General features: G+C 63.3%; 13 protein-coding genes. 10 read left to right on the top strand and 3 right to left on the bottom strand.

Annotation, left to right across the window (positions count from 1 at the left end; translation table 11 throughout):
- Nucleotides 1-378, top strand: a complete 378-nt coding sequence (locus IVA92_RS03180) for an NUDIX hydrolase (protein WP_247279408.1) — start codon at nucleotides 1-3, stop codon at nucleotides 376-378.
- A 42-nt stretch (nucleotides 379-420) separates the two neighbouring features.
- Here the strand turns inward: IVA92_RS03180 and IVA92_RS03175 are convergent, their stop codons facing one another.
- Nucleotides 421-1008, bottom strand: a complete 588-nt coding sequence (locus tag IVA92_RS03175; RefSeq protein ID WP_247279407.1) for an ANTAR domain-containing protein — start codon at nucleotides 1006-1008, stop codon at nucleotides 421-423.
- Nucleotides 1005-2180 (bottom strand): transporter substrate-binding domain-containing protein, encoded by a 1176-nt coding sequence (locus IVA92_RS03170; RefSeq protein ID WP_247279406.1) that lies wholly within the window; start codon nucleotides 2178-2180, stop codon nucleotides 1005-1007. Before IVA92_RS03170 ends, IVA92_RS03175 begins: the two co-directional genes overlap by 4 nt.
- 421 nt (nucleotides 2181-2601) lie before the next feature.
- Between IVA92_RS03170 and IVA92_RS03165 the strand changes: the two genes are divergently transcribed.
- From IVA92_RS03165 to IVA92_RS03125, 9 genes are all read left to right on the top strand, one after another.
- A complete protein-coding gene (locus tag IVA92_RS03165) occupies nucleotides 2602-4002 on the top strand; it encodes an amidase (RefSeq protein WP_247279405.1) in 1401 nt (466 codons plus the stop codon).
- Nucleotides 4003-4019: 17 nt separating this feature from the next.
- Nucleotides 4020-5015, top strand: coding sequence for an acetamidase/formamidase family protein (locus IVA92_RS03160; protein ID WP_247279404.1), 996 nt, complete (start codon nucleotides 4020-4022; stop codon nucleotides 5013-5015).
- A 57-nt stretch (nucleotides 5016-5072) separates the two neighbouring features.
- Nucleotides 5073-6290 (top strand): urea ABC transporter substrate-binding protein, encoded by a 1218-nt coding sequence (locus IVA92_RS03155; RefSeq protein WP_247279486.1) that lies wholly within the window; start codon nucleotides 5073-5075, stop codon nucleotides 6288-6290.
- A 93-nt stretch (nucleotides 6291-6383) separates the two neighbouring features.
- Entirely contained in the window at nucleotides 6384-7250 is an 867-nt protein-coding gene (locus tag IVA92_RS03150; protein ID WP_063684269.1) for an ABC transporter permease, read from the top strand.
- Between the two features lie 12 nt (nucleotides 7251-7262).
- The gene (locus IVA92_RS03145; RefSeq protein ID WP_247279403.1) at nucleotides 7263-8330 is read left to right on the top strand and encodes a branched-chain amino acid ABC transporter permease; all 1068 of its coding nucleotides are present in this window, start codon (nucleotides 7263-7265) and stop codon (nucleotides 8328-8330) included.
- Nucleotides 8331-8332: 2 nt separating this feature from the next.
- Complete coding sequence (locus IVA92_RS03140) at nucleotides 8333-9052, top strand: ABC transporter ATP-binding protein (RefSeq protein WP_247279402.1); 720 nt, start codon at nucleotides 8333-8335, stop codon at nucleotides 9050-9052.
- A complete protein-coding gene (locus tag IVA92_RS03135; protein WP_247279401.1) occupies nucleotides 9042-9767 on the top strand; it encodes an ABC transporter ATP-binding protein in 726 nt (241 codons plus the stop codon). The genes IVA92_RS03140 and IVA92_RS03135 overlap by 11 nt, the downstream gene beginning before the upstream one ends.
- A gap of 46 nt (nucleotides 9768-9813) precedes the next feature.
- Nucleotides 9814-10575: an SDR family NAD(P)-dependent oxidoreductase gene (locus IVA92_RS03130; protein ID WP_247279400.1), complete on the top strand. Its 762-nt coding sequence runs from the start codon at nucleotides 9814-9816 to the stop codon at nucleotides 10573-10575.
- An 85-nt stretch (nucleotides 10576-10660) separates the two neighbouring features.
- Nucleotides 10661-12064 (top strand): amidase, encoded by a 1404-nt coding sequence (locus IVA92_RS03125; RefSeq protein WP_247279399.1) that lies wholly within the window; start codon nucleotides 10661-10663, stop codon nucleotides 12062-12064.
- A gap of 567 nt (nucleotides 12065-12631) precedes the next feature.
- Here IVA92_RS03125 and IVA92_RS03120 read toward each other — a convergent pair.
- A complete protein-coding gene (locus tag IVA92_RS03120; protein ID WP_247279398.1) occupies nucleotides 12632-13066 on the bottom strand; it encodes a nuclear transport factor 2 family protein in 435 nt (144 codons plus the stop codon).
- Nucleotides 13067-13760 lie beyond the last annotated feature (694 nt).

Here is a 13760-nt window from a genome sequence, read left to right as displayed (position 1 = left end):
ATGGCGAAGTCATCAAAGCTTGTCGTTGCAAGGAAGGGCAGGGTGCTCCTCGTCAGGCGGCGGCGCGACAAACGCTGGATGTTTCCGGGCGGCCGCAGGCGTGCCGGCGAGAGTGAGAGAAAGTGCCTCCATCGCGAGATCATGGAGGAACTGCCCAAGCTCAGGCTTGGCGAGTTGAGGCTGTGGAAGGAAGTCAACGGCAAGAACCGCAGGTCCGGCCGAAGGATGAGCGATGCGATCTTCCTGGGCAAGAAGGCCTCGGGTCCCCTGAAGATCGGCGACAGGAAGGAGCTCGACCGGGCGGAATGGCGCAAGCCGCGCGGACTGAAGCTGAGCCCAACCTCGCGCTACATTCGCGACAAGCTGTTTCCGAAATAGGCAAGGGCCTGGCTGTTCGCCGTGCGGAGCAGTACAGGCAGCCTAACCAGTTGCGCGCGGGAGCATGCCCCTGGCCGTGATCTCCGCCGAGAGTTCTTCGATCGTCTTGCGCTGCTCCATCGCGGTTCTGCGGATCAGGGCAAAGGCGGCAGGTTCCGCGAGCGCATGCGAATGCATCACCTGGAGAACGGCGGCGAGCACGAGGCGACGCGACCGCAGGCGCTGCTCGAGCTTGAGAATCTGCTGCTTCAATTCGCCTGTGCGTTCGTTGCGCTCGAATGCCATCACGAGCGCTGCGTAGATGCCGGCGGACCGCAGCGGCTTGATCAGGAACGATGCCGGATCGAGCTCGAACACCAGCTTGAGGCGGCTCGGCGTTTCGGTGCCGAGCAGGGCGATGACGGGCGATCGCGCCAGGTACGCGCGTTGCGCCGGTTGCAGCAGGGGCAGGAACTCGTCGTCGATCAGCGATAGATCAGGGGCGAAGCCGACGGGCTCCGCCGGCGTCCATGCGACACCCTCGATCCCGAGACGTTCGAACTGCCGTCGCACGATGGTTGAGTCGCGCTCGTCCTTGATGGCGACGAGCGCCTTGCGTCCGCGTAGCGAAAATGAAGACGGTCTGCTCATTTCACAACCCGCAAATGTGGCGCGTTCGGCAATGCGCCGCCCGCCGAGGTGTCTTTCGACGGGCTGACGGCAACGTCGAGCTGCGTCAGGTAGGGATCAGGCTTAACAGGCGCGTCGGCTTCCCAGAAGATATCAAATTGTCCTTGCGGATTGGATATGGCAAGCCGCGGTGTAAGGACGCAATGATTGTTGCCGCCGTCGATCCACACCGGTCCTTGCGGCGAATTGTAGCGATAGCCCGCCGCGGCGCGCCGCACTTCGGCAATGTCGGACGTCCCCGCGCGCTGCAGCGCACGCGCCAGCAGATAGACCGCGACATAGGCGGACTGCCCGTCCACGGAAGGACTGCTGTCCGGGCCATAGCGCGCCTTCCAGCGCGCGACGAAGGCGCGGTTCTCCGGCAGGCGGATGCTCTCGAAATAGGCCGACGAGGTGATGCAGCCGGCCGATGCCGGCCCGACGATCGCCAGTTCCGGCTCGCACAGGCTGCAGCTCAGCATGGGTATCTCGAGGCCGGCGGCTTTGGTGCCGGCGTCAAAGGCGCGGATGAAGTCGTAGCTCGAGCTTCCGACCAGCGTGTTGAACACGATCGGCGGCTTGCGGCGGACGATCTCGTCGACGATGTGACCGACGGCGCTTTCGCCGAGCTCGAGCAGCCGTTCGGCGAGGATGTGGCCATCTGCCGCGCTGACCAGCTCACGGGTGACGCGATTGGTCTCCCAGGTCCACACATAGTTGGAGCCGACGCAGAAAAACTCCCGCGACAGATTGTCGAGCACGTAGCGGACCAGCGGCAACACGTTGTGATTGGGCGAGGCGCCGACATAGATCACGTTGTCCGAGCACTCGAAGCCCTCGTAGCGGGCGGGATACCAGAGCAGGCGATCGGTGCGCTCCACGATGGGGAGGACCTGCTTGCGCGAGGCCGAGGTGTAGCAGCCGACGATGTGCTCGACGCCGACATTGCGGATCAAATCGTCACAGACCGTGTGATATTCGGAGACGATGCCGCGGGGGTCGCGGATGTGGGGCGTGATCGAGAAGTCGAACTCGGTCTGCGTGTTGATCTCGTCGACCGCCATCATCGCACTCTTGAGGATCTCGCGGCCCATTGCCTGATAGGGCCCGGACTGCGAGCAGATGATGCCAACGGGAACAGACGGCTTTGTCATTGACGGCTTTCGATCGCGAAACGCGAAGATGAAATCATCATCGCCGATGAGAGCGCAAGGGGCTTACAGTCGGCTTGCCGTTTTGCTGCGCAGCACTCTCGAAATTTAGGCAGGCAGCATCGTTGACAACACGATGGGCAGTTACTTAGACTTTTCTCCTACAGAGCGACCTGTCGAACCTCGCGTGCGCTGATCTGGCCGATGACGTCCAGCTCTTTGCTAACCAAGTGCTTCGTTCGATCACGGCCCCTGAGCGATAGATCATAGCCGCGGCATTTGAGCCATTCGTCACCTCATTCGGGAGGGACGGGTGGCTTTTTTCGTTTGCCGCCAGGACAGCTGGCGATGCGTTCGCATCGCCAGAACGGTGACGCACGCGCCTGCCGGCGATGCGCCACGTCGAGGGAGAGGATGAGGAGCGATGGCGGCAACGGATCTCCACTATCTTGGGCTCGTCGAGATCGGACAAAAGGTCCAGGCCAAGGAATTGTCGCCAGTCGAAGTCACCAAGGCGATGCTCGGCCGGATCGACAAGCTCGACGGCAAGCTCAAGAGCTTTGCGCATGTGATGGCCGACTCGGCACTCGCGGAAGCGGCTGCGGCCGAGAAGGAGATCGCTTCCGGCAAGATCAGGGGACCGCTGCACGGCGTGCCGGTTGCTGTGAAGGATCTCTGCTGGGCCAAGGGCGCGCCGGCCGCGCATGGCATGACGATCCATCGCGACTTCCGCCCGACGGAGGACGCCACGGTGGTTGCGCGGCTGAAGGAGGCCGGCGCGATCATCCTCGGCAAGCTGCAGCAGACCGAGGGCGCCTATGCCGATCATCATCCGAAGATCGACCCGCCGAAGAACCCGTGGAACGCGGATCTCTGGCCCGGCGCATCGTCGAGCGGTTCCGGCGTGGCGACCGCGGCCGGCCTCTGCTTCGGCTCGCTCGGCACCGATACCGGCGGGTCGATCCGCTTTCCGTCCGCGGCCAATGGTGTCACCGGGCTCAAGCCGACCTGGGGACGGGTCAGCCGCTACGGCGCGTTCGAGCTGGCGGCGACGCTGGATCACATCGGCCCGATGGCGCGGAACGCGGTCGATTGCGGCGCGATCCTTCGCGTGATCGCCGGGCAAGATCCCAAGGACACGACGGCGGTTCCGCTGTCGGTACCCGATTATCTCGCCGGCCTGACCGGCGATCTGCGCGGCGTGACCATCGGCGTCGACCGGCGCTGGACCAGCGAAGGCACCGACGGCGATGCCGCCAAGGTGCTGGCCGAGGGGGTGCGGGTGGCGGCCGATCTCGGTGCGAAGATCAAGGAAATCTCCTTTCCCGATCCCAAGGCGATCATCGACGACTGGTTCCCGCTCTGCGGCATCGAAGTCGCGGTCGCGCATGAGGAGACCTACCCGGCACGCAAGGACGAGTACGGCCCGGCACTGGCGGGCCTGCTCGATCTCGGCCGGCAACAGTCCGGCATGGACTACCAGAAGATCGTGCTCCGACGCGAAGCGTTTCGCGGCGCCGTGCGTGCGCTGTTCGAGACGGTCGATCTCCTCGCGATCCCGGCCCAGGCGTTCGCCGCGCCGACGCTTGCCAAGATGGCGGCGCTCGGTGAGGACGCCTCGCTGATTGGAGGCCTGCTCCGCTTTACATGCCCGTTCGACATGACGGGGAGTCCGACCGTGACATTGCCCGGCGGCTTTGCGGCGAATGGCGGCCCGGTCGGTTTCCAGTTCGTCGGCCGTCACTTCGAAGAGGCCGGCCTCGTTCGCGCAGGCGATGCGTTCCAGCGCGTCACCGACTGGCACAAGCGTCATCCCGCGATCTGAGCCGAGGAGCCGATCTCATGTCCGAAGACTGGTTGAAGACATCCATCATGGCCAAGCGCGCCGTCGCCAAGGGCGCGACCGGCGCGACCCATAGCCTGACCATCGAGCAGCAGGGGGACTTCCATTACGTCTACGGTCCCTATGCCAAGCCGACCCTGTCGATCGACCCGGGCGGGGTGGTCGTCGTCGAAACCGAAGATGCGTTCGGCGGCGTGCTGACCAAGGAGACCGACAGCCCCATCGCCAAGCTGAACTTCCCCTATCTCAATCCGCAATGCGGGCCGATCGCGGTGAAGGGCGCCAAGAAGGGCGATTGCCTCGCGATCTACATCCGCGACGTCGAGACACGGGGCGAGCAGCCGGCCGGCACGACCTGCATCATTCCGGAGTTCGGTGGGCTGGTCGGGACCGGGTCGACGGCGCTGCTCAATCCGCCGTTGCCGGAGCGCGTGAAGAAGCTGCATGTCGACAGGAACGGCGTGCGCTGGAACGACAAGCTCACGCTGCCCTACGAGCCCTTCATCGGCACCATCGGCGTCTCGCCGGAGATCGAGGCGATCTCGTCGCTGCTGCCGGACTATCACGGCGGCAATATGGATCTGCCCGATGTTGCGCCCGGCGCGATCATTTATTTCCCGGTGCATACCGACGGCGGGATGCTCTATGTCGGCGACTGTCACGCGACGCAGGGCGACGGCGAGCTCTCCGGCGTCGCGCTCGAGCAGCGCGCGACCGTCACGCTCCAGGTGGACCTGATCAAGAACTGGAGCTTCGCCTGGCCTCGGCTCGAGACCAAGGACTTCATCATGACAATCGGCAGCGCGCGTCCGCTCGAGGATGCCGCGCGCATCGCCTATCGCGAACTGGTGCGGTGGATGGCGGCCGATTACGGCTTCGACGAGATCGACGCCTACATGCTGCTCAGCCAGGCCGGCCGCATGCGCCTCGGCAACATGGTCGACCCCAAATACACGATGGGGGCGTCCATCCTGAAGAATTACCTCAAGCCATGACACCCAGCCGCTTTCCATAGAGGGGACATCACGATGAATTCGGGACGCAAGTTACGGATGGTTTTGCTCGGCGCCATGCTCGGCACCGCGGCGTCGATGAATCTTGCCAGCGCCGCGGAGCCGCCACTGAAGGTCGGCCTGCTCGAAGACGTGTCCGGCGATCTTGCCTTCATGGGCATGCCGAAGCTGCACGGCTCGCAGCTCGCCGTCGAGGAGATCAACAAGAGCGGCGGCATTCTGGGCCGGCAGATCGAGCTGATCCACCTCGATCCCCAGGGCGATAACGCACGCTACCAGGAATTCGGCCGCCGCCTGCTCAATCGCGACAAGGTGGACGTGCTGATCGGCGGCATCACTTCGGCCTCGCGCGAGGCGCTGCGTCCGATCGTTGATCGCACCTCGACGCCGTATTTCTACACCAACCAGTACGAAGGCGGCGTCTGCGATGCCAGCATGATCAGCATGGGCGCGGTGCCCGAGCAGCAATTCTCGACGCTGATTCCCTGGATGGTCGAGAAGTTCGGCAAGAAGGTCTATGTCATCGCGGCCGACTACAATTTCGGCCAGATCTCGGCGGAGTGGAACCGCAAGATCATGAAGGATCTCGGCGGCGAGGTCGTCGGCGAGGAGTTCATCCCGCTCGGCGTGTCGCAGTTCGCGCAGACCATCCAGAACATCCAGAAGGCCAAGCCGGACTGGCTGCTGACGATCAATGTGGGCGCTGCCCAGGACTCGTTCTTCGAGCAGGCGGCTGCGGCCAACCTCAATTTGCCGATGGGCTCGTCGATCAAGGTCATGCTCGGCTTCGAGCACAAGCGGTTCAAGCCGCCGGCGCTCAACAACATGCACGCGACCGCGAACTGGTTCGAGGAGATCGATACGCCCGAGGCCACCGAGTTCAAGAAGCGCTGGCACGCCAAGTTCCCCGACGAGCTCTACATCAACGACATGGGGTACAACGCCTATAACGCGCTCTACATGTACAAGGCGCTGGTCGAGAAGGCGAAATCGATCAAGCTCGAGGACATGCGGAAAGTGATCGCGACCGGCGATGCCTGCATCGACGCGCCCGAGGGCAAGGTCTGCATCGACCCGAAGAGCCAGCACACCTCTCACCGCATGCGCCTGATCTCGGTCGGGCCGAAGCACGAGGTGAAGGTCGAGAAGGACTACGGCACGATCCAGCCTTACTGGCTTGGCGAGATCGGGTGCGATCTCACCAAGAAGAACGACAAGGACCAGTACACGCCGAGCCATCTCCCCAAGAAGTCCTGAGGCGGGCACGGATCTTGCTCGTGTTTGATGTCACGTTTCTGAACAAGACCGGCGCCGCAACGACGCGGCGTCGGGATCGGCAAGGGGACCAAGATGTCGGCTGAATTGTTCTCGCTGTTCTATCAGTTCGCCGACGTCTTCGCGTTCCTCATTCTCTCGGCCGCAGGCCTCGCCATCGTGTTCGGCATGATGGGTGTCATCAACATGGCGCATGGCGAATTCATCATGTGTGGCGCCTATGTGACCGTCGGCTTGGTGAATCTCGGCGTGCCGCTCGCGATTGCCCAGATTCTGGCCGCGTTGACGGCCGGGCTCATCGGTGTCCTCGTTGAATTCCTCGTCGTGCGGCGGTTCTACAAGCGCCCCCTGGATTCGCTGCTCGCGACCTGGGGACTGAGCCTGATCGTGACGCAGTCGATGCTCCTGATCGTCGGCTCCGCCGTGCGCGGCATCGGGACGCCCGAGGGGAGCTTTGCGATCGGCGGCTATACGTTCTCGACCTACCGCCTGGTGCTGTTCGGTTGCGCCGTGGCGGTGCTGGCCGGCCTCTACATCATCTTCATGAAGACGCGCTTTGGCGTGATCGCGCGAGCGACGATGCAGAATGCGGCGATGGCCAAGGCGCTGGGCGCACGCACCGGCCGCATCTATGCGATCAGCTTCGGGATCGGAACCGGCCTTGCCGGGCTTTGCGGCGCGCTCTACGCGCCGACCATGACGCTGATCCCGACCATGGGCGCGACCTTCGTGGTCGAGAGTTTTGTCACCGTCGTGATCGGCGGAGCGAACGTGCTGCTCGGAACGGCGCCGGCCGCGGTGTTCCTAGCAATGATCCGGATGGCGCTCAATGCGAGCTACGGCCAGATTATCGGACAGATCGGCATGCTGGTCGCCGTCATCCTGATCATCCGCGTCTTGCCCGAGGGACTCTCCAGCGTGCTGGTTCGCCGTGGACGCTAAAGGGAATCTGTGATGTTCAAGCTGCTCGAAGGCCCACAGACGCTCGGACGCGGCAAGATGTTCTGGTCGTGCTTCCTGGTCGTGCTCGCGGGCGCGCTGGCCTATCCGCTGTTCGCCCATTCCTACGACGTCGGCAATTTCGCCTACTTCCTGATCTGGATCTTCATGGCGCTCGGCCTCTGCCTGATGTGGGGCTATGGCGGCATGCTGTCCTTCGGCCAGACCTTGTTCTTCGGCATCGCCGGTTACGGCTACGGCGTGCTCGCGATCAACATGGGCGGCGGCACCGCGACGATCGCCGCGCTCGTGCTCTCCGTGGTCCTGGCGATGATCGCCGCCGGCATCCTCGGCTATTTCATGATCTGGGGCGGCATCAACGGCATCTTCTTCGGAATCGTGACGCTGTCCGCGACGCTCGTGCTCGCCTTCTTCCTCGGCCAGACGGCCGGGCCGGAATGGCATATCGGGCCGGCGCGGTTGAACGGCTTCAACGGCATGAAGGGCATGGACCCGCTGACGGTCGGCGACTTCTACATCGAGGGCTCGGCGCTCTATTACGTCATGGTCGCGCTGATCGTGATCGTCTATCTCGCGCTGCGGATGCTGGTCAACTCGGGCATCGGCAACGTCATCGTGGCGACGCGGGAGAATCCCCAGCGCGCGGAGATGCTGGGCTACGACGTCAGGAAATATCAGCTGCTGACCTTCGTGATCGGCAGCGGTCTCGCCGGCCTAAGCGGCGCGCTCTACACGTCCTGGGGACAGTTCATCACCCCGTCCAGCATCGGCTTGCCGGCCGCCGCGATGCCCATCGTGTGGGTGGCGTTCTCCGGGCGCAGCGATCTGACCGCGACCTTGATCGGGTCGTTCCTGCTGCTGTTCGGCTTCCAGACCATCACGGTCTACAGCCAGCAGGCGGCGCTGGTGCTGATGGGCGCGCTGCTGCTCGCGACCGTGATGCTGGCGCCGCAGGGCTTCGTGCTCGGCATCGGCAAGCTCGCCGCCGACTGGTGGCAGGGACGCCGGCGACGCGGCCACGTCGTGGCAGAGGCCGGCCGCTTGCAACCGGAAGAGTCCTGATCATGTCGCTGGTCGAAGTCAAAGGCGTATCGAAGCGCTTCGGCGGATTGACGGCCGTCTCCGGCGTCGACCTCACGGTCAACGCCGGGGAGATCCATTGCCTGATCGGCCCCAACGGCGCCGGCAAGAGCACGCTCTTCAAGCTGATCGTCGGCCTCTATCCGCCGACCGAGGGCAGCATCCTGTTCGACACCGTCGATATCACGGCCGAGCGCCCCTACGCGCGCGTGCAGCGAGGCATGAGCATCAAGATGCAGGCCCCGAGCGTGTTCAAGGAACTGCCGGTCCGGCAGAACATCCAGACCGCGCTGCAGGAGCGATTGTCCGGCTCGGAGCGCATCGCCGAGGAAGATCGCCTGCTGACGCTGCTCAATCTTGCGGCGGATTGCGACAAGCTGGCGGGCGCGCTGTCGCACGGCCAGCAGCAATGGCTCGAAATCGGGATGGCGCTGGCTTTGAAGCCGCAGCTCCTGCTGCTGGACGAGCCGACCGCGGGCATGTCGCCCGAGGAAACCTTCAGGACCGGCGAGTTGATCAGGTCGTTCAATGCCGAGGGCATGACGGTGCTCGTGGTCGAGCACGACATGGCTTTCGTTCGCCAGGTCGCCCAGCGCGTCACGGTGCTGCATCTCGGCAGGATTTTTGCGCGCGGCACGCTTGAAAGCATCCTGCAGGATGAGAAGGTCGCGGAAATCTATCTGGGTAAGACCCATGCGCACTGAACCGTCGTCGTCAGAGCGGATTATCGACGTCGCCGAATTATGGGCGGGATACGGCGCGACGCCGATCCTGCAGGGCGTCACCATGTCAGTCTCGCGTGGCGAGATCGTCGGCGTGATCGGCCGCAACGGCGTCGGCAAATCGACCCTGATGCGCTGCCTGATCGGGCTGCTGCAAACCTGGCGCGGCACGATCCGCTTCATGGGGCAGGACGTGACCGCGCTGGAGGCAGACGCACGGGCGAGGGCGGGCTTCGGCTACATCCCGCAAGGGCGCGACGTGTTCCCGCAAATGACGGTCGAGGAAAACCTTCAGGTCGGCGAGCTGATCGGCGGTCCCGGCGGCAAGAAGCTGCCGGAGCTGGTCTACGAATATTTCCCAAGGCTGAAGGAGCGTCGGCGACAGGCCGCGGGCACCATGTCGGGCGGCGAGCAACAGCAGCTCGCCATCGGCCGCGCGCTGATCGGTAATCCGTCCCTGATGATTCTGGACGAGCCTTCCGAAGGCATCCAGCCGTCGATCGTTCAGCACATCTGCGAAGCGCTCCGGTCGTTTCGCAACGAGCTCGGAACCACCATCATCTTCGTCGAGCAGAACCTCGACACGATCCTGGCGATCGCCGAGCGCTGTTACATCATGGAGAAGGGCAAGATCACGCGGTCGCTCGCCGGCGGCGAGGTCAACGAGGACAATGTGCGCGAACAGCTTCTGCTCTGAACGGCCTCGGGCGTGCTTTCAAGTCGTCAATAGGGAGGAAATGAACATGGATCTCGGACTCAAGGGCGCAAGGGTTCTCGTCACCGGCAGCACGAAGGGCATCGGCAGGGCGATCGCCGACACCTTTGCAGCCGAAGGCGCCAATGTCGGCATCTGCGCGCGCAACCAGGCCGACGTCGACAGCGCGGTCACCGCGATCAAGGCGAAGGGCGTCGCCGCGTTCGGCAGCTCGGTGGACGTCTCCAATGGCCCGGCGCTCAAGGCCTGGGTGGAGGATATGGCGTCCAAGCTCGGCGGCATCGATATCGTCGTCGCCAATGTCAGTGCGCTCTCGATCGAGCAGGACGAGGAGAGCTGGGAGAAGGAGTTCTCAACCGACATGATGGGCACGGTGCGGCTGGTCAATGCGGCGATGCCGCATCTGGAGAAGAGCAAGGGGGCCGCGATCGTCACCATCTCCAGCGTGTCGGGCCGCGAAGTCGATTTCGCCAGCGGTCCTTACGGGACATTCAAGGCCGCGATCATCCACTACACGCAAGGACTTGCCTTCCAGCTTGCCGGCAAGGGCATCCGCGCCAACTCGGTCTCACCGGGCAACACCTATTTCGAAGGTGGCGTCTGGAACCAGATCAAGGACGGTAATCCCGAGCTGTACAAGACCGCCCTGGCGCTGAATCCGACCGGCCGCATGGGCACGCCGCAGGAAATGGCGAATGGCGCGGTGTTTCTTGCCAGCAAGGCGGCGAGCTTCATCACCGGCACCAACCTCGTCGTCGATGGTGCGCTCACGCGCGGGGTGCAGTTCTAGACGTATCCAGCATCGCGCCATTATGAGACCGGGCCGTCGCGGCGCCGGTGAGCGAAGCCGTTTCCGACAACAACAGGGCTGTCAGATGTCAGCAGATCCAATCCACTACAAGTCGATCACCGAACTCTCCGAGCTGTTCCGTTGCGGCGAGCTTTTGCCCTCGAAGGTGACCGAGGCCATGCTGAGCCGGATCGCCAGGCTCGACGGAAAATTTCATGGTTATGCACTCGTCCTTGCCGAGCGCGCCATGGCGCAGGCGAAGCGCTGTGACGCCGAGCTTGCCAGTGGCATCTGGCGCGGGCCTCTGCACGGCGTGCCGATCGGACTGAAGGACCTCTGCTACACCAGCTTCGCGCCGACGGCAGGTGGCACCACGATCCACGCCAAGTTCGTCCCGTCGTTCAACGCGACGATCGTGGACCGGCTCGAGCAGGCCGGCGCCGTCACGCTCGGCAAGCTTAAGATGACCGAGGGGGCCTACACCAGCCATCATCCGAACGATCAGGCGCCGCTCAATCCCTGGGGCGTCGATTACTGGGTCGGCTCGTCCTCCAGCGGATCGGGCGTGGCGACCTCGGCGGGGCTCTGCTTCGGCTCGATCGGTAGCGACACCGGCGGCTCGATCCGGTTTCCATCGGCAACCTGCGGGCTGACCGGGATCAAGCCGACCTGGGGACGCGTCAGCCGCCATGGCGTCTTTCCGCTGGCCGACTCGCTCGACCATGTCGGGCCGATGTGCCGGAGCGCAGCCGACGCGGCGGCCATGCTCGGCGTCATCGCAGGGGCGGATGTCAACGATCCCACCGCCCTGCAGGCCCCCGTGCCGAACTATCTCGCGGGGATCGGTGACGGGGTCCGCGGCCTGCGGATCGGCGTCGACCGCAGCTACACCCAGAACGGCATCGATCCGCAAGTGGTCGCCGCGTTGCTCGAAGCCGAGCGGACGCTCGCCGCGCTCGGGGCCGACATCCGCGAGGTCAAGTTCCCGGCCTATGAGAAGCTCGTGAGCATGTGGATTCCGATGTGCTCGATCGAGACCGCTGAGGCGCATCTTGAGACCTATCCGTCGCGGAAGTCGGAATACGGCCCGGACCTAGCGCAGCTGATCGAGCAGGGCAGGTCGATGAGTGGCGTCGAGATCGCGCAGATCCATCACGAGCGGCTGAAATTTTGCGGCAGCCTGGCCGCCCTGTTTGGCGATATCGACCTGCTGCTGATCCCCACCATGCCCGTGCCGATCCCGACACTGACCAGGATGGGAGAGTACGGCGCCGATCCGAACGTGCTGCTCAGCATCCTGCGCTTCACCGCGGTGTTCGACTTCTCGGGCAACCCGACCATCACGCTGCCGAATGGCATGGCGTCGGACGGCTTGCCGCTCAGCATGCAGCTCGTCGGCCCGCATCTGTCGGAGGATGTGCTCGCGCGCGCCGGGCATGCCTTCCAGTCGGCGACGGATTGGCATACCCGGCGCGCTCCGATCGATTGAGCCTGTGTCGGCTCGGCTCGGGGGGACTGGACACCGCTGTCCTGACGGTATGTGAAGCATACTGTGGCAGTACAAGCGGTGGCGAGTTGCTCTACCTTTGTAAGACAATTCAGTCGATTGATCCCGATAGGTAACGAAATCGCGAGTATTACGAACGGCGTAAATTATCCTGTGAATCCAAGATCGAAAAATTGTGGCGGATATACCGTCGGGATTGGTCCGTCAGACGCGGAGATTTGTGCTTGCAAAACAACGACGAAACCTCCTGCAAAATGATAGAGTGGGGAGTAGTGCGACCGGCTGGCAACGCGCAGTTTAGGGTAGTTTAGTCGACTTCTTCTCGCCTTCTTCGCGTTGAGAATCCTGATCGGTGTGGTGCGCTTGGCTTATCGCAGCAGAAGAGCGAAATCCATTGCGAGGTCACTGATGGAGTATCGCAGCGCGCTCGATCGTACAGAAGGGCCGAGAGCTTAAAGCCCACACCAGCAGGTTTTGGAGCAAAGTGATCCGCGGGCCGTCATTCCGTGCAGCAAATCCTTTAGTTTGCGGCTGATCACCGCGAGACGATCAGGGGGCAGCAACTGCAACCGTTTCTTCGATGATCTTCGGCTGTCCACCTTCGCTGGTAAATATGGATGAGTAATAACCGTGAAACGGCCGGTCTCCTACTTTGGCTTGCCATGTTCCAGCGTTGAAAACGAAGGCTCCTTCGGGACGTGAGGTGGTTCTTTGAACCGAATAGTCATGCAGTCCGAGCTTGAGGACGTCGCTGAAACTCCCGCGAATGGCGTCCCGCCCCTGAAAGATGCCGCTTGGCGTCACCCGCACAGCGTTCTCTGCAAATGTTGCGGTCATAGTGTCCAGATCACCGCGATTGTACGCTTCTGAAAAGTGCTTGTGCATCTCGTCGATGGCAGCAGCATCAAGCGTCTCTCCCGCAATCGAGCTGCTCGGAATGGCAAGCAGCAGGCAAAGAATAAAAGCCGCTGATCTGAACGCCATGTTCCCTCCGTTGCGTGAGCTATTATCGATCTAGCGCTGGGTCCGTGCGACAACTGACCGCTGTCGCCTGACGGAGATTCTCACCTTACTGTTGAGGTACGTACGCGATACGTGGAGTGTCTGGGGTTTAAGGGTCCGTGTTGGGTCATTCGGCGACCTCGCTAGCTTGGCAGGTCTTGGAGTGAAGCGGACTAACCTGCGGTAATGCCTAATTATCGGAAGTCATGCCGAGCAAAAAACTGCTCCGCGGCCATCAAGGCGGGCTAGAGTTGTCTCCGTGGGGCATCCTGGAGGTGAAACATGCATAAGGCTTTGCTGTTTTCTGTTGCGCTTGTCAGTATGCTCGGGTTCGGCGCCCAAAATGTCGCGCGTGCCGTTTCTGCTGACCCGCATCTGATCGGCGCGATTGCTTTGTCGTCCAACGTGCACTTGGCTCGGGCAGCCGTGCGCGGCCCGCGTGGTGGGGGCGCCGTTGTTGGCCCACGAGGAGCGGCCGTTCGTGGCCCGCGCGGCGGAGCCGCCGTCGTTGGCCCGCGTGGCCGCGCAGCTGTCGTTGGTCCACGCGGCGGAGCCGCTGTCGTTGGTCGGCGCTATTACGGCGGCGTCTGGTACGGCACCGGGAGGCGCTACTGGAACGGCCGCTGGTGGCCATATGGCACAGGCACTTGCTGGCGCCGCAGTCCAATCGGTTTCG

The organism is Bradyrhizobium sp. 154 (assembly GCF_023073875.1).
Taxonomy (GTDB): Bacteria; Pseudomonadota; Alphaproteobacteria; order Rhizobiales; family Xanthobacteraceae; genus Bradyrhizobium.
This window is presented reverse-complemented; position numbering and strand designations above follow the sequence as displayed.

What these genes read in the sequence shown, in the direction of transcription:
- IVA92_RS03180 (WP_247279408.1), top strand. Translation starts at nt 1, where the DNA reads ATGGCGAAGTCATCAAAGCTTGTCGTTGCAAGGAAGGGCAGGGTGCTC.
- IVA92_RS03175 (WP_247279407.1), bottom strand. Translation starts at nt 1,008, where the DNA reads ATGAGCAGACCGTCTTCATTTTCGCTACGCGGACGCAAGGCGCTCGTC.
- IVA92_RS03170 (WP_247279406.1), bottom strand. Translation starts at nt 2,180, where the DNA reads ATGACAAAGCCGTCTGTTCCCGTTGGCATCATCTGCTCGCAGTCCGGG.
- IVA92_RS03165 (WP_247279405.1), top strand. Translation starts at nt 2,602, where the DNA reads ATGGCGGCAACGGATCTCCACTATCTTGGGCTCGTCGAGATCGGACAA.
- IVA92_RS03160 (WP_247279404.1), top strand. Translation starts at nt 4,020, where the DNA reads ATGTCCGAAGACTGGTTGAAGACATCCATCATGGCCAAGCGCGCCGTC.
- IVA92_RS03155 (WP_247279486.1), top strand. Translation starts at nt 5,073, where the DNA reads ATGGTTTTGCTCGGCGCCATGCTCGGCACCGCGGCGTCGATGAATCTT.
- IVA92_RS03150 (WP_063684269.1), top strand. Translation starts at nt 6,384, where the DNA reads ATGTCGGCTGAATTGTTCTCGCTGTTCTATCAGTTCGCCGACGTCTTC.
- IVA92_RS03145 (WP_247279403.1), top strand. Translation starts at nt 7,263, where the DNA reads ATGTTCAAGCTGCTCGAAGGCCCACAGACGCTCGGACGCGGCAAGATG.
- IVA92_RS03140 (WP_247279402.1), top strand. Translation starts at nt 8,333, where the DNA reads ATGTCGCTGGTCGAAGTCAAAGGCGTATCGAAGCGCTTCGGCGGATTG.
- IVA92_RS03135 (WP_247279401.1), top strand. Translation starts at nt 9,042, where the DNA reads ATGCGCACTGAACCGTCGTCGTCAGAGCGGATTATCGACGTCGCCGAA.
- IVA92_RS03130 (WP_247279400.1), top strand. Translation starts at nt 9,814, where the DNA reads ATGGATCTCGGACTCAAGGGCGCAAGGGTTCTCGTCACCGGCAGCACG.
- IVA92_RS03125 (WP_247279399.1), top strand. Translation starts at nt 10,661, where the DNA reads ATGTCAGCAGATCCAATCCACTACAAGTCGATCACCGAACTCTCCGAG.
- IVA92_RS03120 (WP_247279398.1), bottom strand. Translation starts at nt 13,066, where the DNA reads ATGGCGTTCAGATCAGCGGCTTTTATTCTTTGCCTGCTGCTTGCCATT.